Annotated in this window: 17 protein-coding genes; 7 read left to right on the plus strand and 10 right to left on the minus strand. The window is 67.1% G+C overall.

From position 1 onward, the window contains the following. Positions 1–8 precede the first annotated feature (8 nt). Both ACZ5GP_RS01670 and ACZ5GP_RS01675 read right to left on the minus strand, forming a co-directional pair. The gene (locus ACZ5GP_RS01670) at positions 9–1,040 is read right to left on the minus strand and encodes an IopA (protein ID WP_468748850.1); all 1,032 of its coding nucleotides are present in this window, start codon (positions 1,038–1,040) and stop codon (positions 9–11) included. Between the two features lie 391 nt (positions 1,041–1,431). Then, on the minus strand, positions 1,432–3,255 hold the full coding sequence (locus ACZ5GP_RS01675) for a carbamoyltransferase family protein (RefSeq protein WP_468748851.1): 1,824 nt from the start codon (positions 3,253–3,255) through the stop codon (positions 1,432–1,434). A 2,026-nt stretch (positions 3,256–5,281) separates the two neighbouring features. On the opposite strand from ACZ5GP_RS01675, the gene ACZ5GP_RS01680 reads away from it, so the two are divergent. The 7 genes from ACZ5GP_RS01680 to ACZ5GP_RS01710 all read left to right on the plus strand — a co-directional run bounded on the left by ACZ5GP_RS01680 (position 5,282) and on the right by ACZ5GP_RS01710 (position 12,403). Continuing rightward, the gene (locus ACZ5GP_RS01680) at positions 5,282–5,524 is read left to right on the plus strand and encodes a phosphopantetheine-binding protein (protein ID WP_468748852.1); all 243 of its coding nucleotides are present in this window, start codon (positions 5,282–5,284) and stop codon (positions 5,522–5,524) included. A 334-nt stretch (positions 5,525–5,858) separates the two neighbouring features. Then, positions 5,859–6,914, plus strand: coding sequence for a mevalonate kinase (mvk, locus tag ACZ5GP_RS01685; protein ID WP_468748853.1), 1,056 nt, complete (start codon positions 5,859–5,861; stop codon positions 6,912–6,914). Continuing rightward, on the plus strand, positions 6,901–7,917 hold the full coding sequence (mvaD, locus tag ACZ5GP_RS01690; protein WP_468748854.1) for a diphosphomevalonate decarboxylase: 1,017 nt from the start codon (positions 6,901–6,903) through the stop codon (positions 7,915–7,917). The genes mvk and mvaD overlap by 14 nt, the downstream gene beginning before the upstream one ends. After that, complete coding sequence (locus ACZ5GP_RS01695; RefSeq protein ID WP_468748855.1) at positions 7,902–9,056, plus strand: phosphomevalonate kinase; 1,155 nt, start codon at positions 7,902–7,904, stop codon at positions 9,054–9,056. The genes mvaD and ACZ5GP_RS01695 overlap by 16 nt, the downstream gene beginning before the upstream one ends. Then, on the plus strand, positions 9,053–10,135 hold the full coding sequence (fni, locus tag ACZ5GP_RS01700) for a type 2 isopentenyl-diphosphate Delta-isomerase (protein ID WP_468748856.1): 1,083 nt from the start codon (positions 9,053–9,055) through the stop codon (positions 10,133–10,135). The genes ACZ5GP_RS01695 and fni overlap by 4 nt, the downstream gene beginning before the upstream one ends. Beyond that, complete coding sequence (locus ACZ5GP_RS01705; RefSeq protein ID WP_468748857.1) at positions 10,135–11,226, plus strand: hydroxymethylglutaryl-CoA reductase; 1,092 nt, start codon at positions 10,135–10,137, stop codon at positions 11,224–11,226. The genes fni and ACZ5GP_RS01705 overlap by 1 nt, the downstream gene beginning before the upstream one ends. Then, positions 11,216–12,403 carry a hydroxymethylglutaryl-CoA synthase gene (locus ACZ5GP_RS01710; protein ID WP_468748858.1) on the plus strand — a complete coding sequence of 396 codons (1,188 nt, stop codon included), beginning with the start codon at positions 11,216–11,218 and terminating at the stop codon, positions 12,401–12,403. Before ACZ5GP_RS01705 ends, ACZ5GP_RS01710 begins: the two co-directional genes overlap by 11 nt. Positions 12,404–12,876: 473 nt before the next feature. Here the strand turns inward: ACZ5GP_RS01710 and ACZ5GP_RS01715 are convergent, their stop codons facing one another. The 8 genes from ACZ5GP_RS01715 to ACZ5GP_RS01750 form a co-directional block, all read right to left on the minus strand. Next, complete coding sequence (locus tag ACZ5GP_RS01715; RefSeq protein ID WP_468748859.1) at positions 12,877–13,755, minus strand: LLM class F420-dependent oxidoreductase; 879 nt, start codon at positions 13,753–13,755, stop codon at positions 12,877–12,879. A gap of 404 nt (positions 13,756–14,159) precedes the next feature. Further along, the gene (locus tag ACZ5GP_RS01720) at positions 14,160–15,491 is read right to left on the minus strand and encodes a cytochrome P450 (protein WP_468748860.1); all 1,332 of its coding nucleotides are present in this window, start codon (positions 15,489–15,491) and stop codon (positions 14,160–14,162) included. 188 nt (positions 15,492–15,679) lie between these two features. Further along, on the minus strand, positions 15,680–16,207 hold the full coding sequence (locus tag ACZ5GP_RS01725) for a transposase (protein WP_468748861.1): 528 nt from the start codon (positions 16,205–16,207) through the stop codon (positions 15,680–15,682). Between the two features lie 176 nt (positions 16,208–16,383). Continuing rightward, the gene (gene uppS, locus ACZ5GP_RS01730; protein ID WP_468748862.1) at positions 16,384–17,124 is read right to left on the minus strand and encodes a polyprenyl diphosphate synthase; all 741 of its coding nucleotides are present in this window, start codon (positions 17,122–17,124) and stop codon (positions 16,384–16,386) included. Between the two features lie 119 nt (positions 17,125–17,243). Continuing rightward, a complete protein-coding gene (locus ACZ5GP_RS01735; protein ID WP_468748863.1) occupies positions 17,244–17,393 on the minus strand; it encodes a hypothetical protein in 150 nt (49 codons plus the stop codon). A 4-nt stretch (positions 17,394–17,397) separates the two neighbouring features. Next, positions 17,398–18,507 (minus strand): NAD(P)-dependent alcohol dehydrogenase, encoded by a 1,110-nt coding sequence (locus ACZ5GP_RS01740; protein ID WP_468748864.1) that lies wholly within the window; start codon positions 18,505–18,507, stop codon positions 17,398–17,400. Continuing rightward, positions 18,507–18,725, minus strand: coding sequence for a hypothetical protein (locus ACZ5GP_RS01745; protein ID WP_468748865.1), 219 nt, complete (start codon positions 18,723–18,725; stop codon positions 18,507–18,509). The genes ACZ5GP_RS01740 and ACZ5GP_RS01745 overlap by 1 nt, the downstream gene beginning before the upstream one ends. Continuing rightward, complete coding sequence (locus tag ACZ5GP_RS01750; protein ID WP_468748866.1) at positions 18,725–19,216, minus strand: NUDIX hydrolase; 492 nt, start codon at positions 19,214–19,216, stop codon at positions 18,725–18,727. Before ACZ5GP_RS01750 ends, ACZ5GP_RS01745 begins: the two co-directional genes overlap by 1 nt. Between the last annotated feature and the right edge of the window lie 755 nt (positions 19,217–19,971).

Raw genomic sequence — 19,971 nt, forward strand, 5'->3', positions numbered from 1 at the left:
CCGGGCGTTCAGGTGCGGTCGAGTTCGGCCGTGATGATCTGGGAGAGCACGCGGCTTCCCTCGTCGCTGAGGTGGACCTGGTCCACGAACAGCCAGTCGTCAGCGGTCCGGCCGGCGGCCAACGCGGGGTTGGCGTCCAGATACGGGACGTCGAGGGCCGCGCATTCGGCTGCCAGCCGCTCGCTGTAGGCCGGGTAGACCGATGGGACCAGGACCTCGTTGAACAGGTCCCACATCTGCCGCCGCTCCTGGTTGTTCTCCTCGATCAGTGCCTTCTCCTCCGGGCTCGGGGGCTTGCCGGTCCAGGCGAGGGCGGGCTGGAGCACGAAGTGCACGCGGGCGCCGGTGGGCGCGGCCAGCTCGCACAGCCGGGCCAGATCCCGGGCGGTGGTGCGGGCGGCGAGTTCGACGCGTGCGGCCGCCTCCAGGGTCGGCGGGGCGTCCGGCGCACCGCCTGTCCTCGCAATGCGGCGAAAGAGGCGTCGCGCCGCGGCGCGACGGCCCAGCGCCCAGTCCGGCTGCTTCTGTTCGGGAACTCCCATCTGGCGCAGGAACGTCCCGGACCAGAAGAACTGCCCGTAGTCCGCCGTCGCCGCGGGCAGCCCCGCCACGACAAGGCTGTTGAGGCCGGAGAGGACGACGATGTCGCGTACGGCGGTGAGCTGGTGCCGGTGCAGCAGGAACAGTACGACTTCCTGGGTGGAGTTGAATCCCGGGGCGGCGAGGGTGAGCCATGTCGGGCCGTCCGGGTCCCGGCCGAGGACGGAGGCGATGGTGTGCTCGTCACTGCTGACTCCGAGGCCGAACGTGAGCGATCCGCCGATCAGCACACTGACTGCGCCGGTGGGAGGCGCGTCCTGGAGTGAGCGTGGCCCTTCGGGGCCGTGGGAGACGCGGAACCCCGCGGAGTCGGTGTTGATGACGGGCGAGGTGCAGCCGGTCCGGTTGAAATAGACGACATACGGCAACCACCGGATGTCGGCCATGGCGAACTCCATGTAGTGCTTCATATAGGGGATCAGGCGCTCCTGCTGTTCCATGGTGCCTCCTGCGTCCTTGCCGGTTGGTCGGACTGCTGGCGTGTGGTCACGGGGCGGCGCGGCGGCGGGACCGCAGGATGAGCGGGAAGGGACAGGTGGTCTCGGGCCCGGCTTCCCAGCACTGCGCCATGCCGTGCGTGTGCCGTCGGCAGGGGTCATCGACCCCCAGCGGATGCCGCCCCTGCCCCTTGACCGGAGGCGCCCGCGTCGAAGTGGATCCAGTAACTGGGCGCGCCCGGGTCCGGGCGACGTCGCAGCGGGTCCCGGACCAGGCGGGCGACCAGCCCGGCCGGCAGGACCAACAGCACGTAGACCAGTGCGGCCAGTACTACCCCGCACGCACGTACCAGGAGTTTCATGGGGTCCCGGCTTTCGTAGACGGTCGCGTTCGTCAGTCGAGCGGGACGTGGTCCCGCCAGTCGCATTCCTCGGTCCACACCGGCTGGGCGTTCTTGTCCAGCAGGAAGGAGCCGAGGGCGAGCAGGTCGATATCGGTGCGCATGAAGCACCGGTACGCGTCCTCGGGCGCGGCGACGATGGGCTCGCCCCGCACGTTGAACGAGGTGTTCACCAGCACCGCACAGCCGGTACGGGCCTTGAAGTCGGACAGCAGCCGGTGCAGAGCGGGGTCGCCCTCGCGGGTGACGGTCTGGATCCGGGCGGAGAAGTCCACATGCGTGACGGCGGGGATCGTCGAGCGTTCCACGCGCAGCAGGTCCAGCCCGCGGATGCCGTCCGACTCCGGCACGGCCCGCCGCTGCCGTGGGGCGACCGGCGCGACCAGCAGCATGTACGGGCTCGGCTGGCGAAGATCGAAGTAGTGGTCCGCGTCCTCGGCGCGTACGACGGGCGCGAACGGCCTGAAGGACTCGCGGAACTTGATCTTCTGATTCATCATCGACTGCATCGCCGGGTTCCGCGCGTCGCCCAGGATCGACCGGCCGCCCAGCGCGCGCGGACCGAACTCCATCCGCCCCTGGAACCAGCCGACCACCTTGCCATCGGCGAGTGCGGCCGCTACCCGACGGGACAGGTCCCGCGTACCCAGCCGCACGTAGGGGAGCTGATGGGCGTCCAGGTACTCTGCGATCCGCTTGTCGTCGTACCCCGGACCCAGCCGCGCACCTTGCATGGCGTCGGCCCCGTGGCTGACGTGGTCGCGTCCTGGACGCCGGGCCAGCAGTGCGGCGCCGAGCGCGCCGCCCGCGTCTCCGGCCGCGGGCTGCACCCAGACCTCGTCCACCGCTCCGCTGTCCAGGAGGTGGCCGTTGGCCACGCAGTTCAGCGCCACGCCACCGGCCAGGCACAGCTTCGACTCCCCGGTCAGCTCGCGCGCGGTGGCCGTGAGCCTGTACATGACCTCCTCGGTGACCTTCTGGACGGACGCGGCGAGGTCGAACTCGCGCTCGGTCAGCGGACCCTCGGGTTGCCGCCGGGGTCCGTCGAACAACTCCTCGAACCTGCGCCCGGTCATCACCCGGCCGTACAGGAACTCGAAGCAGCGAGTGTTCAGCCGGAACGAGCCGTCAGGTTTGACGTCGATCAGCCGCTCGCGGATCAGCGGCGCATACGTCGGCCTGCCGTACGGAGCCAAGCCCATCAGCTTGTACTCCGCAGAGTCGACCTTGAACCCGCAGAAGTCGGTGAAGGCGGAGTACAACAGGCCGAGCGAGTGGGGGAAGCGCAACTCGGCCACCGGCTCGACGCGGTTCCCGGCACCCCGCCAGATCGACGTGGTCGTCCACTCCCCCACCCCGTCCACGCACAGCACGGCCGCAGAATCGTACGGACTGGGGATGAACGCCGACGCCGCGTGCGACTCGTGGTGCCCGAAGCACTCCACTGGCGGCACCGCGCCCAGATCCAGCTCCCTCAACCGCTCCCGCACGGTGGCCGGCATCCGCAGCTTCCAGCTCATCCACTGCGGGAACACCCGGCGGAAAGAGGTCCAGCCGCGGGGGGCCACTCCAGCGTACGTCCACATCACTCGATGGAACTTGCGCACCGGGTCCTCGTAGTAGGCGACTGTGCTCAGATCGCTGAGCGCGGCTCCGGCCTCCTCAAGGCAGTAGCGGACGGCCCGGGTGGGGAAGGACGGCTCGTGGCGACGTCTGGTGAATCGTTCCTCCTGAGCAGCGGCCACGATATTTTCCCCGACGAGCGCCGCGGCGCTGTCGTGGTAATAGGCGGAGATGCCGAGGACTGGGGCAACCACGCGAACTCCTTCTCAGCCTGGAAGTATCGCGTGCGCGCGTGCCCCACGGCAGCGATGGCCTGCCATGGCCCGCACGCTCCACCGCCGTCCACTCGTTCCCACCAAGATCAGCACAGGTTTCGATCCTCGTTCTCGTCCACTTCTAGAACATCGGATAGATCGACCGGTCATCGGAGCGCTTCCTGTGCCGGCGTCGACGCCGGAGGAAAGCGAAGATCCTCCGGCGGAACCGTTTGCGAGGCATCGAACCGACCTCCCCAGCACCCGTCCGTGCGGGACGCTCCTGCCTGGTGCCCAGGCCGCCCCGGTGGCTCGCATGTTCACCGCACCACCGATGAAATCGTAGGTTGGGGGAAAGCATCTGCACAGGCCGTATCAGGCCTGGCGTAGGCGGCCCAGGTTCTCCGGACCGGTTCTGAGACGCAGGTGGCGGCTGAACCGCACCAGGCAGACCTGACAGGCAGGCCCGACAGGGCGGATGGGCCGTGCAGTTCGGCATGTCGACCTTCATCACGCCACCAGGGCATCCGTCCCGCCGCGCTCGCCCGCACTACGGCTGACGTGGCGGGGTCGAACGGGCCCTACCCCGAACCCCACGCCTCACTTGGCAAAAGACAAAGAGGCCCCCACAGGCTCACCCTTGCTGCCACCGAGCGCCACGGCGGGAACTCGCTTGTCCCGCAAATCTCGGCTGCGGCTCGGTACGTGACTCCTGCCGGGGCGCGGCACTGGCTCACAGGGATATACGTGTTCAACGCTTGCACGCTCTGCTTGGTTCTGTCTGCGTTCGATGCTGGGACTGCGGGGAACCCGGAGAAGTAGCCCACCACCTGAGCCCGCCTTTTCTCCGCTCCTGCGGAGAGAAGAGACAAGCGGTGGGTGCTTGCACCGGCCGACGGGAGGAGTTCGTTGGAGAGTGGCGCGTACGTCGCCCGGCACAGCAATCGGTGCGGGCGGCTCCGTAGCCTCGTAGCCTCTCCTTTCCCCGTTCAGGACACCGGCCGCCCCGGGTGGTCTGCCGTGTACCTCCCTGCGGCCGAGGCATCAGCGCTCTCACAGGGAAGAGAAACGAGGATCCAATGAATCGGGATGAGACTGTCACTGCCACACCGGAGCGCAGGGCACGGCCGCCGATCAACAGAATGGACAGCGGCGAGGCTGCCCCTTCAGCCGACCCGGTGGGCAAGGTGCGTATGCATATCCCTGCCCGGGTGCCCCGGGACGAAGCCACAGCGCCGTCCGCTGAGCAGACCCCAGAATGGAATGTCGTGCGCGGCGAAGACTGAGACAGACGTCGATGGGCGCTGCGGCTCTGCTCCGGCAGTTGGCCGCCTGGGCCAGAGTTCACCAGCCGAGCAGCCGGCCTGCGCCAGGAACACGGTGAGTTCCTGGCTGCGGCCGCGCGTTCTGACATGCCGCCTCCTGGCGTGCGGCGGCGCGGTGGCGGCCCGCCCTGGGTTTCTCACCGGAACGCGTCAAGAGGTTCGGTGCAACATGCTCTGCTCTGCCGATGTCCTTCGGCACCGCGATTTCCGCCAACTGCGAGGCGGTGCCCGAGGGAGCAGCAGGACCCGCACAGCATGGAGCGGTGCAGCTGTCGTCCAGCCGACCGCACCGTCCGTTGCAGTGAGAGGGCACTTGCCATCAGGGCCCACCGAGGGCCAAGGCGATGGCCGTCACTTCGCGCGTTCACAAGCGTTCAACGCATTCACGGATTGAACGGGCTCGCCTAGTTCGGTGCGGACATCCTAGGGCACCAGAATCATCGGAACAGCTGAGACCGTAATCGAGAAGCGTATTCACGGGGCTCCTCGCCGGCGCGGCCACTCCTTCGACAAAACACTCACGGCCGTCAACACGTGCACGTCTGGACCTCTTTTCTGGCAGGTTCGGCATCGACTCCCCGAGTAGTTGATGAAAGGACACTGTCCGCCACACGCGACGCAAGTCGTTCTGTGCCCCTTGACATTCGACTGTACTAAACCCATGGCGTGGGCCACTAGCGTGCCCAATGAAGGAGAAAGGCATGACCACCAAGCAGAACACGTTGATACAGGTTCAGAACATTGTCGCCGTCCTAGCCGAGAGGCCCGTCGAAAGTATCCACCCGGAACACAGGCTTCTGGAGGATCTCGATCTCGACTCCCTCCAGATCACGGAACTGGCACAGCAGCTACAAAATGCGCTGGGCAAGCCGATCGATGACGAATTGCTCAACGCAGACGGCACAACCATCTCCCGATGCGTGGAAATCGCACAGACCGCGTGACGTAAGCCACCGCCCGGTCTCCGGATCTGGCAAGTCAAAGTCCAGGCGATGTGCCGACACCTGCCCGGCACGCCGGCACGCAGCACGTGAGCGGCCCACCTAGCCCGGGGCACCAGACCGCACCAAGACAAGAAGGATCAACGAGCATGAACGCAACGTCAATATTCCCGGCAGAGGCCGGCAACCTCGTCGACATTCGTACCTGCTCCGAGATAGCCCTGGAAATCCTCCTCACCACCACACCTGCTGCCTGTCCCCGTGCGGGAGAGCGACGGCTGCCGACCGGGCCGGTCCCCGCATGCGGGACATGCGGTGGGCATGACGCGGAACGCTCATGACCGCTGAACAGGAACAGTGCTCGCCGTCGTCGCCGGGGACCGCCCGGGACACCGATCGGCGGGACACCGGCACGGGGCTGGCTCATGGGAAGGTCATCCTGCTGGGAGAGCACGCCGCGGTCTACGGGGCTCCGGCCGTGGCGCTGCCCGTGCCCCGGCTGGGGTGCCGGGCCCGCGTCGCCCGCCGTGACCGGGGCGGATGCGGAGTGCTGGGATTTCGCCTGGTGGCTGCCCCACCCGGCGTGCCGGCAGGCCTGACGGGTCCGCTGCCGCACACCGCGGAAAGCCCGGTCCCCGAGGGGGTGGTGACACTCACCGAAGCCGTCCTGAGGCAGACAGGACTGCCGGTCCTGCCCGGGGTGGACGTGCATCTGGAGAGCGGCGTGCCGCTCGCACGGGGCCTCGGCTCCAGCGCGGCCTCCGCCCGCGCCCTCACCCTCGCGCTGGACGACCTCTTCGGGCTGGAGCTGAGCGCGGACACCGTCTTCCGCTACATACAGCTGTCCGAGACCGCAGCGCATGGCCAAGCCAGCGGCATTGACGCGTGGACCACAGGCAGCAGCGGGCCCGTACTGCTGGCAGAAGGGCGGATCAGCGTCCCGCCGGTGTGCGCTGACTCCTGGCTCGTCGTGGTGGACAGCGGGAGCGGCGCATCCACCAAGGAAGCCGTCGGCATGCTGCGGCAGAGGTTCTCGCGAGATCCCGCTCGCCGTAAGTCTTTCCTCGACCGCTCCGCCGCACTCACCCGCCAGGCCCTGCTGGACCTGGAGCGGGGCCACCTGGAATCACTGGGCCGCAGGCTCACGGACTGCCACGCGCTGCTCGCCGGCCTGAAGTTGACCACCCAGTGCACCGATCACCTGGTGGAAGCCGCGCTGAGGGCCGGCGCGCTCGGCGCGAAGATGACCGGCGGAGGACTCGGCGGCTGCGTGATCGCCCTGACAACCACCGAACACGCAGCCGACGCACTGGCCGCCCATTTCGTCCGCGAACACTCCCTGCGCTCCTGGACGGCCCCTCTGCCGAGAGGAGAGGGACATGTTCGGTCCTGACGGCGCGATCGCCGTGGCCCACCCCAACATCGCACTGGTCAAGTACTGGGGAAAACGCGATGAGCGCCTCATCCTTCCGTGCGCCGACAGCCTGTCACTGACCCTGGATCTCTTCCCCACCACCACCGAGGTCCGCCTCAGCCCTCGCGCCACGAAGGACCTGGTGATCGTCGACGGGGCCGTTGCCGAGGGCGAGATGCTGCGGCGGATCACCAACTTCCTGGACCTCGTACGAGAGCGGTCCGGGAAGGCCGAGCGCGCCGCGGTGGAAACCCGTAACACTGTGCCGGTCGGCGCCGGGCTGGCCTCATCCGCCAGCGGATTCGCGGCCCTCGCCCTCGCCGCGGCCTGCGCCTTCGGCCTGCCCCTTGAGCCCCGATCGCTGTCCAGGTTGGCCCGCAGAGGCTCCGGGTCCGCCGCACGCTCCCTCTTCGGGGGTTTCGTCCTCTGGCATGCGGGTGCGCCCAACGCCACCGATCCCGACCTCGCCTCCTACGCCGAGCCCCTCGTGAACGCCACTCTGGACCTCGCGCTGGTCGTCGTCCTGGTGGAGACCGGACCCAAGCCGGTCTCCAGCCGCGAGGCCATGCGAAGGACGGCGACGACCTCCCCGCACTTCCAGGACTGGCTCGCGACAACCCGTACCGACCTCAACGTGATGCGCCAGGCACTGGAGACCGACGACCTGGCTACCGTCGGCGAGATCGCCGAGCGCAACGCCCTCGGCATGCACCAGACCATGGAGAGCGCGGTGCCGCCCGTCCGATACCTGACCCCCGCCTCGCACCGGGTGCTCGAGGAGGTGCGCCGCATGCGGAAGGCAGGCTTGCCGGCCTGGGCAACGATGGACGCCGGCCCCAACGTCAAAGTGTTGTGCGGCGGAGCCGACGCCGAGCGTGTGGCCGTCGCACTGCGCGAGTGGTCCGGCTGCTCGGCGGTCGTGGCCCGCAGTGGGCCCGGGGCAACGCTGCAAACGGAGGCCTGCTCATGCCCCAGACGGTGACGCACACGGCCCCGGGCAAGCTCTTCATCGCGGGGGAATACGCCGTACTGAAGCCGGGGCAGCCAGCGATCGTGGTGGCTGTGGATCGCTTCATCACGGTCTCCGCCTCTACGCCCCTGGACGGGGAGGTGGAGCTGGCCACCGATCTCCTGCCTCGCGAGGTGCGGCTGCTCCGCGGCCGCACGGGTTTGCGGCCACTGGATGTGGCGGATACCCCGCACCTGGGTGGGGCCCTGTCCCATCTGGTCTCCGTCGTGGAGGTGGTCGACGAACTGCGCGCGCAGCTCGCGCTGCCGCCTGCACCTGTGCGGCTGACCGTCCGCAGCGGTCTGCACGAACAGGGCGTCAAGATCGGGTTGGGCTCCAGTGGTGCGGTGACGGTCGCGGCCGTGACTGCCCTGACGGAGTTCTGCGGCGTACCGATGTCGCCGGAGTTGCGCTTCCGCGTGGCCCTGCTGGCGAGTATCCGCCGGGATGCGGGTCCCTCGGGTGCGGACCTGGCAGCCAGCACATGGGGCGGCTGGATCGTCTACCAGGCCCCGGATCGCGCACGCCTGTTGCAGAGCCTGAGAAGCAGCGGCCCGGCACAGACACTGCAGGCCAGGTGGCCCGGGTTTTCCGTACGGTCATTGCCGCCGCCGGACGCCCTGTCGTTGCACACGGGCTGGAGCGGCACTCCCGCCTCCACCTCCGCGCGCGTCAGCCAACTCACCCCCACAGCGTGGTGGGGCAGCGCGGCCTTCCACCGGTTTCTCGCACGCAGCGAGAGCTGCGTGACAACAGCGACGCACGCGCTCGATCGAGGCGACCCCGAGGCTCTTCTCGCCGCCATCCACGACGCACGCCACATCCTGGCCGGCCTCGACCAGGACACCCAGCTCGGCATCTTCACCCCGCAGCTCACCCAGCTGTGCACAGCAGCCGAGGCCTTTGGCGGCGCAGGCAAACCGTCGGGCGCCGGCGGCGGCGACTGCGGCATCGCCCTGCTGCCCCACACGGCCCCCGCCCACGCCCTGCGAACGCGCTGGGCAGCAGCCGGGATCACCGCCCTGCCACTGCACGTCACCGACCCCCTGAACCCCGCCGATAGCCCCATCTCGCGCCCTCCCCTCATCTCCGACCGAGGACGATCGCAATGAGCGGATCACGCAAGGACGACCATGTACGCCTCGCCGCCGCCCAGCACGAACACGTAGGGAAAAACGGCGCCGCTCCTGTCCCCATGGCCGGGGTACACAGTCAGTTCGACGAGGTGAACTTCCTTCACCATGCTCTGGCAGGCACCGACCGCGAAAGGGTCCTGCTGCGCACCCAGTTCGGTGGACTGGACTGGCCGGTACCGCTCTACATCAACGCGATGACCGGCGGCAGCACAAGAACCGGGGAGATCAACCGCGACCTCGCGATCGCCGCACACGAGACCGGAGTGCCGATCGCCTCCGGATCCATGAGCCCCTACCTGAAGAACCCGTCCACAGCCGACACCTTCACCCCCTTACGGCACCACAACCCACAGGGCTTCGTGATGGCGAACGTCAACACCACCGCCACCGCGGAGCAAGCCCGCCGAGCCGTCGCCCTGCTGGACGCCAACGCGCTACAGATCCACCTCAACACCGTGCAGGAAACCGTCATGCCCGAAGGTGACCGCTCCTTTGGCACCTGGCCCGCCGCCATCGAGCACATCGTCACAGCAGTCGACGTCCCGGTCATCGTCAAAGAGGTCGGGTTCGGTCTCAGCGGCCACACCGTCTCCCACTTGGCCGACCTCGGCGTGCACATCGCCGACGTGGCCGGGCGCGGAGGAACCAACTTCGCCCGGATCGAGAACGGCCGCCGCCCACACGCCGACTACGCCTACCTGGAGAGCTGGGGGCTGAGCACCCCCGCGGCCCTTCTCGACGCACGCAACCACGGGCTGCCGCTCCTGGCTTCCGGGGGCGTCCGTCACCCGCTCGACGTCGCCAGGGCGCTCGCATTGGGGGCCCACGCCGTCGGGGCTTCCGGGATCTTCCTCACGACCCTCCTCAACGGCGGCGTGAGCGCCCTCATCGAAAAGATCAGCACCTGGCTGGACCACCTCACCGCCCTCATGACGCTCCTCGGCGCCCACACCCCGGCAGACCTGAGCCACTGCGACGTGCTGGTGACCGGATCCCTGCGCGAGTTTTGCGCGCTGCGCGACATCGACACACCCGCCCCCCAGAAGGGCCTCTGATGACCGACCACCCCACCCCAACAAAATCCACCCCGCGAGGCGAGCCGGCCTCCGCGCACGTTCCCCAACGCTGGGTCGGACCACTGCGCATCTCGGGCAACGTAGCCACCACCGAGGTCGAAGTGCCGCTCGCCACCTACGAGTCCCCCCTCTGGTCGTCCGTGGGCCGCGGCGCACTGATCTCCCGGAGGGTCGAGGGGGGTATCACAGCCACGCTCGTGGACGAGCGCATGACCCGCTCCGTCCTCGTCGAAGCCGACAGCGCGGAAGCTGCCCACATCGCCGCACGAGCCGTACACGAGCGCATCGACGAACTGCGTGACATCACCCGCAGCACCAGCCGCTTCGCCGAACTCCTGGCTGTGCGGGAGGAGATCGTCGGCCCGCTGCTCTATCTGCGCTTCGAATTCTCCACCGGGGACGCAGCCGGTCACAACATGGCGACCCTTGCGGCCGATGCCCTGCTCGGCCACCTTCTCGCCCATGTACCGGGCATCAGTTACGGCTCCATCTCCGCCAACTACTGCACCGACAAGAAAGCCACGGCCATCAACGGCATCCTGGGCCGGGGCAAAAACGTGATCGCGGAAATTCGCGTCCCTGAACAGCTCGTCGCCGAACGCCTGCACACCACGGCCGCCCGGATCGTGAAACTCAACATCAACAAAAACCTGGTGGGCACGCTCCTGGCCGGAGGCATTCGCTCCGCCAACGCCCACTACGCGAACATGTTGCTCGCCTTCTACCTCGCGACCGGCCAAGATGCCGCGAACATCGTGGAGGGATCGCAAGGCGTCACCCTCGCCCAGGACTGCGACGGCGATCTCTACTTCTCCTGCACGCTGCCCAACCTCATCGTCGGCACGGTCGGCAACGGAAAAGGCCTCGACTTCGTCGACCAGGCCCTCACCGCGCTCGGCTGCCGCGACGATCGTCCGGTCGGAGACAACGCACGCCGTCTCGCCGTTCTCGCCGCCGCCACCGTGCTGTGCGGCGAACTGTCGCTGCTGGCGGCTCAGACCAATCCCGGTGAACTGATGAAAGCCCACAACCGACTCGAACGCAGCAACGGAGATCACCATGTCCGCTGACCCCACCGTCGGTATCCACGATCTATCCTTCAGCACCGGCGGCCTCGTGCTCACCCACGCCGAACTCAGCAAGCACACCGGCGCCAGCGTGGCCAAATACCACAGGGGCATCGGCCAGAAGGAAATGAGCGTGCCCACAGCCGACGAAGACATCGTCACCATGGCCGCCGACGCAGCAGCACCGATCATCGAACGTCACGGCGCCGACCGCATCCGCACGGTCCTCTTCGCCACTGAATCGTCCATCGACCAATCAAAGGCCGCAGGCGTCTACGTCCACTCGCTGCTCGACTTTCCTTCGCAAGTGCGGGTCGTTGAACTCAAGCAAGCCTGCTACGGGGCAACCGCAGCACTCCAATTCGCGTCCGCACTGGTCCACCGTGATCCGGCACAGCAGGTCCTCGTCCTGGCCAGTGACGTGGCCCGCTACGACCTCGACACTCCGGGAGAAGCCACCCAAGGGGCCGCCGCAGCAGCCATGCTGGTGTCAGCCGACCCTGCCCTCGTAGAGATCAACAGTCCATCGGGCCTGTACACCCAGGACGTCATGGACTTCTGGCGCCCCAACTACCGCTCCACCGCGCTCGTTGACGGAAAGAAGTCGCTGGCCGCCTACCTGGCGGCAGTCGACGGCGCATGGCGCGACTACCAGGACCACGACGGCCTCCCGATCGAGAAGATCCACACGGTCTGTTATCACCAGCCCTTCACCCGGATGGCGTTCAAGGCACACCAGCACCTGCTGAGCCAAGCCGGAGTGCAGGCCGATGCCGCCGCCGTCGAGCATGCCATCGCCCCTACCACTCGCTACAACGAGGTCGTCGGCAACAGCTACACCGCGTCCCTCTACCTCGCACTGGGAGCTCTCTTGGAGGGAGACGGAGAACTTGCCGGTGAAACACTGGGTTTTTTCAGCTACGGGTCAGGAAGTGTCGCCGAGTTCTTCACCGGACAGGTCGCCACCAACTATCAAGCCGGCCTGCGTACGGCCACCCATCGCGATGCAATCTCCCGACGTCGGCCAATCGACTACAGCACCTACCGCGAACTACGCACCCGCCCCCTGCACACGGACGGTGGTCACCACGTGCTGCCTCACCACACCCAAGGGCGCTACCGGCTCGCGGGAATCCAGGAACACCAGCGCATATACGAGATAGCCCGCAACCCGTCGTGACCCCACGGGCACGACCACTGGCCGACGCCATCTGTACTACGGGGACGCCGCTTGCGTGAAGATGGCCGTCGCAGGTGTTCTGACTAGTGGGTGTCTGGGAAGTCCCGTTCAGGGCAGGGCTCTGGTTGCGCGGTGGAGCAACGTCGCTCGATCATCCACCGGTGTGGAACCACGGCGAACACGGCCTCGCGTGGCTTCCCCGCGCCCTGAGCCAGCAGTACCGCGGCGCCGTCCCGGTCGCTGACGTTCGCCGGGCTGACGCAGACCGCCCGTTCACCGGCGTCCGCCTCGGCCTGGTGGATTCCAGCCGCGCAGGGCCTCCGGATGCCCGCCGAGATCGACGGACAGCTTCTCGATCTGCGGTGCGATTCATCTGCGCCGCCCGCCCAGGCAACTCCAGAGAGTACGTCTGGGAGCAGCCATGGTCACAGGTCCTCCCATGAGGTGATGTCTTCCTCTATCGGGCTGCCTTGTCAGGACTGTTGGGCCAGGAGGGGGGCGTACTCGTCCATGTCCTTACGCACCTCGCCGCGTCCCGCAGAGGGGAGCTGAACGATTATTTCTGTGATACCGAGTTCGGCGAATCGCTCCGCCTCAGGCAGGCCGGGCCTTGGGCCGGGCGCCAGGTGCGGGCTCGGAAGAAAGGGGACGACGAACAGGTCTGCGGGGTCCCGGCCTGCGGCCCGCCATTGGGTTTTCAGACGCACGAGAGCGTCCTCGAATACGGAGGTGTCGAGTACCGGCGCCAGCCATCCGTCACCGTATGAGCAAATGTGTTGGAAGAGCCGTGTGGTGGCAGCTCCTTGTCCGCCCACCAGGATCCGGGGCCCACCCGGCCTGGCCGGCTTGGGGTGGCATCGGCTTGGCTGGACCCGTGCGAAGATCCCCTGGTGCCCGACGGGTTCTGACGCCCACAGGGCTCGCATCACCGCGACATGGTCGCGGGCCACTTCGCGTCGGTCAGCGAAGTCCACGCCGTGGTCGGCGGCTTCCTCACGGTTCCAGCCGAACCCGATCCCCAACGTGAAACGCTGGTTGGACAGCAGGTCCAACGTCGCGATCTGCTTTGCGAGAATGATCGGATCATGCTGTGCGACCAGACAGATCGCAGTTCCCAGACGCAGCCGTTCGGTCACGGTGGCTGCTGCCGTGAGGGCGACGAAGGGGTCGAGGAGCCGGCTATACGGCTCTGGACAAGGACCGCCGAGGGGGTATGGTGTGGCCCCGCTCGCAGGGATGTGTGTGTGCTCGGAAAGGTAGAGGGCGGAAAATCCGTACTCCTCCAAGTCGTGTGCGAGATCTGCGGGACCGACAGTCTGGTCGGTCATGAGAAGTGTGGCGCTGACCTGCATCGGTGTCCTTCCTGCCTTCCTGATTTATTTGCCGGGCTGGCGGTTGGGGACGGGGAGCCTGTCGAGGACGGTTGCTCATGGTCGAGGTCGGTATGGTCCCGCGCCGGTTCTCTCGCGGCATCGCGGAGCAGCCGGGGCTCACGTGCATAGCCGGGCTCTCATGTGCATAGCGGGGCGCGCTCACGCGGCCCGCCTCAAGACCAGTGGCCGCTCGTCGCAGATTCGCGCGCCGGTCCGGGCTCGGAAGCCACCGGTGGTCGTTGAGCGCAAATGGATCGTCCGGGACGCCGCTGCCCGCCATGTCCTTGGACGGGGACAAGCAGCCGCCAGGGCCGTGGGGGCCCACACCCATGCGATGCCCGCAAAGGAGACGGCTGTATCCGTTGACTTCGGACCCTCCGCATTCATGGGAGTCGCGGTACCAGGGTCGCGGAGGTCGGGCCATCGGGGCGGATAGTGATGCCGTACACCGTCCCCGTGGGGGTGGCGTGGAAGGTCGGGGTGTAGGCAGGCAGTAGATGTTCGAGCATGGTGGTCGATTCACGGAGCGCGAATTGCATGCCGAGGCAGGCACGAGGGCCTATACCGAAGGGGAAGTAGGCGCCGGGGTGGGCGGGTCGGACGCTCGGAGTGATGAAGCGCAGGGGGTCGAAGTGCTCTGGGTCGGGCCACAGTTCGGGATTGCGGTGCGTCAAGTACGGACAGACCAGGATGTCCGTACCCGCCTCGATGGTGTAGCCACCAAGAGTGTCGTCCTCGGCGGCATGGCGTGGTAGGGCCCAGGCGGCCGGGTAGAGCCGGAGCGTCTCGTTGACCAGAGCCCGGATAGCTTGACGGCGCTGCTCCGGGCCTTCGCCGCAGGCGGTGAGAGCGTGTTCGCGGGCGTCAGGGTGGCGATCGAGGAGCAGGTAGAGCCAGGTCAGGGTGGAGGCAGTGGTCTCGTGCCCGGCTACGAGCAGCGTGACCAGCTCGTCGCGGATCAGCCGGTGAGTGTACTCCTCCTGCTCGGCGGCGGCGTCGAGCAGGACGTGCAGCAGGCCGGGGCCGTCGGGGCCGACCGCCCCACTGCGGGCGGCTTCGATGGTGCGTCCGGCGACCGCGTCGATTCGGGCGAGATCGGCGGCAATGGCGCCCTGGGGATCGGTTGCATCAGCGGGCAGGGTCGGAAGGGCTGCTGCCGCGGTGGCCACGGCGGCCAGTTCGCGCTCGGTTCCGTCATCGAGGGGGTATCCGGTAAGGGAGCGCCAGATGGTGTCCAGGGCGAAGCGGCGCATCTCCTGCCCGACATCGAGGGTCTGCCCGGTGCGGGCGTATCCGTCCCAGCGTCCGGCGGTGGTACGGGCAGCCCCGGTTATCCGGTGTTCGTAGCGGCGCATCCCGGTACCGGTGAACTGAGACTGCAGTATGCGGCGCTGCCGCTTCCATGCCGCACCGGTGGCGACCATGACGCCGTCGCCGATCAGCGCACGGGCGCGGTGGGAGTGCTTGACATACCGCTCCGAGTGCCGGGCCAGCACATGCTGGACCACCTGCGGATCGGTGACGAGAACGGTGGGGGTCGACCCGAGGCGGAAGGCGGCGATGCCGCCGAACCGCTCGCGCACCTGCGACAGCAACTCGACCAGTTCGCCTCCCTCCGAGCGCCACCGCTCCACGAGTTCAGGCTCTGCTTCGGGGACTGGACGCCCCGTTGAGGGAACATACTGAAGGGAACCGAGATTGGCTTCAGTATCCATGCTGGATCTCCTCGAAAGGACTGTTGCTCAGTCGCTTCTTCGAGCGATGCGGCTGTCGGGAGAAGCGGTTCTTCGGTGCGGGCTGCGAGGGTCGCCGAGGCCGCCGGCTCGCCCACTCTTAAGTCATGGCGTATCCGATGCCGCGGCCGTCCGGTGTTGCCGACGCGACTTGCCCTTGGAACGGCGCTTCACGCTGGCCGGCCTGCCCGGATCCCAACGGATTCCGCTCGTGGAATAATTCTGGTAGCCGTATATCGGATGCCGAAATAGTGGCCGTTAGCACCATCAACCCACTCGTCGCACCCCGTGACAAGACGGAGCCGGAGACATTCTCGTGAACGCGTTGAATGGTTGTGAATTACTGGCCTTGAGGCACCCGCGGAGGGCGTCGGGGCGGTATTGGAGCTGACGTAGTCGTCGGCGGACGGCGGTGGTGAGGGATTGGGGGGCGGCGAAGCCCGGTTGGACGGGACGGTGCGCCGCAACACGGACCAGGTGCCCTTGACGGGATTGAGATCGGGTGCGTAGGCCGGCAGTTGGAAGACTGTGAGCCGGGCCGGGTCGTCAATGTCGCGGCGCAATCCTACTGCGAGGTGACTGTTGAGAGTCCGGTGGGCCGTCGGCAAGGTGCCCGTGGTTCGGGTCCGATTCCGTCGGCCCCCTCCCGAACCGTGCAGGCGGCGGCAAGCGCACACGGCCCGGCAAAGTCCAGCCACGCCGTGCGAGCAGCGCGGCGACGCCTTGGATGGCGCAGCTGATGTGGAACCGGCGCCCGCGCAGGGTCTTGTTCCGGGGTTCGCCCGTCGCCCTCAAAGAGGGGGATGATCTCCTGGGCGAGCGCCTTCCGATTGTTCAGAGCCCAAGCTTCCGGACCCCAGGTTCAAGGATCAAGCTAGGAGCCGAAGCGGCGCTGGCGATGACTGAAGGATTGCAGGGCCTCGGTGAGGTCCTCCCTGCTGAAGTCAGGCCATAGCTGCTCGCAGAAGTGCAGTTCGGCGCGGGCGGCCTGCCACAACAGGAACCCTGACGTTCGGAATTCACCGGACGGACGAATGATGAATTCCGGGTCGGGCTGCCCGGCCGTGGACAGTCGCCTGGACAGTTCTTCTTCCGTCACCGGTACGTCCAGGCCCTTTGTCACGTCCTCGACCAGGGAGCGCACTGCGGCGACGATGTCGCGGCGCCCTCCGTAGCCGATGGCGAGGTTCACCAGCATCCCGGCATTGTGGCGGGTGGCCTCTTCGGTATCGGCGAGTAACCGGACGATCGGCTCGGGGAGCAGGTCGGTACTGCCGATGTGGTGCAGCCGCCACTGGTCGCTCCGGCGCAGCCGGCTGATGACACTTTCGTGGATGGCGTACAGGTCTTCGAGTTCGGAGGCGGAGCGGCGGGCGACGTTGTCGTCGGAGAGCATCCACAGGGTGACGACGTGGATGCCCGATTCCGCACACCAGGTGAGTATGTCGGGGATCTTGCCGAACCCGGTGCGGTGCCCGTCGGCAGCCGATTTCAGGCCGTGCCGACTGGCCCAACGGCGATTGCCATCCAGCACGATACCGATGTGGCGGGGGCACTTGGTCTCCACCTCCGTCGATGGGGGCGACTGGAGTGCGGGTACCGTCGGGAGTTCCATGCTTATCCTCCGATCCTCGTGCTGGGAGCTTCGGTGTGTGTCCCCTGGCCGTGGGGTAGGGCAGCGCGGTGAGTCCGAGATCCTCCTGTCGGGAAATCGCATCGTGTGCTTCGTGCTGTTCACATCTCATCAGTACCGAGCAAGAGCGCGTAGAGCTCTCCCTCCGTGCCGCCCGACAGGTCGACGGTGACGACCTTCTCTTCGGTGTCGTCGTCGATCGCCCTGGGGCTGCCTTCGCGTCCGTTGCCGCCCTGCTCCTTCTGTTTCACCACGTCATTCGAAGACGAGCACCGGTTTGACGGCCTCGCCGGAGCGGATGGCCTCACATGCGTCTTCGATACGGTGGAACGGATATCGGGCGATGAGCCGTTCAAAGGGGAAACGTCCCTGGCGCCACAGGTCGATGAGGTGGGGAATGAGCGCGTGCGGGTCAGAGTCGCCCATGAGCGCCCCGGTCAGCGTCCGGCCCAATTGGAGGTGCCCCTGGTCGATGGTGATGTCGTTCTTCATGGCCTGCAGGCCAAGGGTCGCGCAGGTGCCTGGCCTGCGTAGGGACATCAGTGCCTGGCGCACGACCGCTCCGGAGCCGACCGTATCGATGGCGAAGTCCACCCCTGCACCGACGATTTCAGCGATGGCTCGATCGATGCCGTCGACGCGTCCGGGGTCGACGGTGTGGGTGGCGCCCAATTCTTGGGCCAGCGAGCGCCGACGGGGATTGGGGTCGATCCCTATGATCGGGTGACAGTCTGACACTGTGGCGGCCATGACGGCGCTCATCCCCACTCCGCCGAGACCGAACACGGCGATGCCTTGTGCCGGCTGCGGCCGGAGCATGTTGAAGACGGTCCCGGCACCGGTGAGGACTCCGCAGCCCAGGGGGCCGAGAACCTCGATGGGCAGGCCTGCCGGAAGCGCGGGCAACTTCACCGCGTTACGGTCGCTGGCCACGGCATAGGTGCCGAAGGACGACTGGCCGAGCCAGTTGCCGTGCACGGGGAGCCCGTTCTGGGTGAGAGTCGTGGAACCGTCCAGGCGAGTGCCGGTGTAGTTCAGAGCCGCAAAAAACTCGCAATGGGCCGGACGCTTGGCCGCGCACCCGGCACAGCCGCCGCACGAATCGAAGCTCAGGACCACTTCGTCGCCGACCGCCAGGGCATCCACGGCGGAGCCCACTGCCTCCACCACGCCCGCCCCCTCGTGCCCGAGCACAAACGGAACCGGAAGCGGCACGACGCCGGCGGCAGCGGCGAGGTCGGTACGGCAGATCCCCGTTCCGCTCATCCGCACCAGTACCTCACGGGCCGAAAGAGGACCGATCTGGACCGGCTCCAACGAGATGGGCCCACCCGGCTCCTTCAGGAGAGCGACAGTCGCTTCCATCAGGAGTCCTGGCCGTCGGACGTGACCAGTCCACAGTGAAGCGCGAAGACCGGTTTGGCGGCTGGCCGGGCCTTCAGGAGTTTGTTGACCGGTCCGCGGACGCGCATCAGCCCGTCGGCCATGCCGGACGCCGCTGACGTAGCCGGTGCGGAAGCAGCTACCCGGAAAAAGCCGCGCAGGTGCTTGTCCATCTCGCTCTCCTTGTCGCGGTACGTCATCAGGTGCAGCTCCTGAGATAGTGGTTGAATGCAGTCTCGGTGTCCGGGATAAGTGGCCAGCGTTTGGCGGACTGTCGGTATTCCGTCAGGGTGAGCCAGTCGAACCAGGCGATTTCGTGGGTGTCAGGGGTGATCTCTGCCGTAAGGACGGTTTCGTGGATTCCGAACCAGTAGGGGAATTCAGCTCCTTGGCAGATGAACTTGAACAGAGGGCGCACCTCCGCGTGGGTGCCGAGTTCCTCCAGTACCTCGCGAGCTGCGGCCTCGGCGTAACTCTCTCCGACCTTGACCGCTCCACCGACGAGGGCCGTGTACAGGCCGGCGCACCACGGCATCTCCATGGACCGTCGGTGGACCAGAACCCGCCCCTGGGGGTCGCGGCACACTACGCCCGCCACGCGGTGCAACCATCCGTTGCGCACGGCCTCCTGGCGATCCACCACATGGAGAACGTGGTCCTGCGTGTCCACACGCTCGACCAGTTCGCTCATGTCAGCTCACACCCCCGAGTCGGGCCCTTCCATCGGCGAGGAGTAGGCACCTGAGCCTGATATCCGCTGCACGGCAGATCTCCCTCAGGCCGAAACCCCCATAAGGTTACGCTGAGTACGGCCACGTCCGCCCTGCTTTCTTGATCCTGGGCTTGTACTGGTCATTCGTACGGTCGGTGCACGGTGATCGGCTGGGGCGTTCGGATCAGCCCGTCAGGATTCCGCATATCGAAGTCCGCCGTCTCTTGTAGGGCGGCGACGGCTCGGACGTGTTACGGCGCCACCTGCTCGGCGCATTCTGCTTCCGCAGCCCGGGCGAATCTCACGATCTCGGGAGCTGATTACCCAGCCGTACTTCCCAGTGCACCATGAGGCGGTCCCGTTGACCTAGCAAATGTGTCGCGAAGGTGTGAATGCGTTGAACGCGCTAAATGGGTTGAAGCTTGTGGGGTCGTGAACACCACCTGCTACTTCGCCGCGGCGTGGTCCCCTGCTTTCAACGCGTTCACGCCGTCGGTTGAACGCGTCTGCTTCGACATCGCGGTGCCGGGTACCACTGACGGGGCGCGCCCGCAGGCTGTGGTGGCGCTTCCCAGCTGTAGCGCAGCGCGCCAAGAGAGGGGCCGCCGCTGGGCGGGCTTCGCGTCACGCGTGGCGGCCCATGATTCCGCAGCACGGGGAGGAATATCCGTGAGCGCACCAGAAGACCGTCATCCCACTCAAACAGGAGGCTGAAGCCTTCGCGCGAATTCAGC

It is taken from the genome of Streptomyces sp. NPDC031466, from assembly GCF_055581265.1.

Bases quoted from the DNA above. Each gene is read 5' to 3' on its own strand.
- fni (WP_468748856.1), top strand. From the start codon at position 9,053: ATGAGCGGATCACGCAAGGACGACCATGTACGCCTCGCCGCCGCCCAG.
- ACZ5GP_RS01720 (WP_468748860.1), bottom strand. From the start codon at position 15,491: ATGGATACTGAAGCCAATCTCGGTTCCCTTCAGTATGTTCCCTCAACG.
- ACZ5GP_RS01745 (WP_468748865.1), bottom strand. From the start codon at position 18,725: ATGACGTACCGCGACAAGGAGAGCGAGATGGACAAGCACCTGCGCGGC.
- uppS (WP_468748862.1), bottom strand. From the start codon at position 17,124: ATGGAACTCCCGACGGTACCCGCACTCCAGTCGCCCCCATCGACGGAG.
- ACZ5GP_RS01695 (WP_468748855.1), top strand. From the start codon at position 7,902: ATGCCCCAGACGGTGACGCACACGGCCCCGGGCAAGCTCTTCATCGCG.
- ACZ5GP_RS01740 (WP_468748864.1), bottom strand. From the start codon at position 18,507: ATGGAAGCGACTGTCGCTCTCCTGAAGGAGCCGGGTGGGCCCATCTCG.
- mvaD (WP_468748854.1), top strand. From the start codon at position 6,901: ATGTTCGGTCCTGACGGCGCGATCGCCGTGGCCCACCCCAACATCGCA.
- ACZ5GP_RS01750 (WP_468748866.1), bottom strand. From the start codon at position 19,216: ATGAGCGAACTGGTCGAGCGTGTGGACACGCAGGACCACGTTCTCCAT.
- ACZ5GP_RS01670 (WP_468748850.1), bottom strand. From the start codon at position 1,040: ATGGAACAGCAGGAGCGCCTGATCCCCTATATGAAGCACTACATGGAG.
- mvk (WP_468748853.1), top strand. From the start codon at position 5,859: ATGACCGCTGAACAGGAACAGTGCTCGCCGTCGTCGCCGGGGACCGCC.
- ACZ5GP_RS01715 (WP_468748859.1), bottom strand. From the start codon at position 13,755: ATGCAGGTCAGCGCCACACTTCTCATGACCGACCAGACTGTCGGTCCC.
- ACZ5GP_RS01705 (WP_468748857.1), top strand. From the start codon at position 10,135: ATGACCGACCACCCCACCCCAACAAAATCCACCCCGCGAGGCGAGCCG.
- ACZ5GP_RS01710 (WP_468748858.1), top strand. From the start codon at position 11,216: ATGTCCGCTGACCCCACCGTCGGTATCCACGATCTATCCTTCAGCACC.
- ACZ5GP_RS01680 (WP_468748852.1), top strand. From the start codon at position 5,282: ATGACCACCAAGCAGAACACGTTGATACAGGTTCAGAACATTGTCGCC.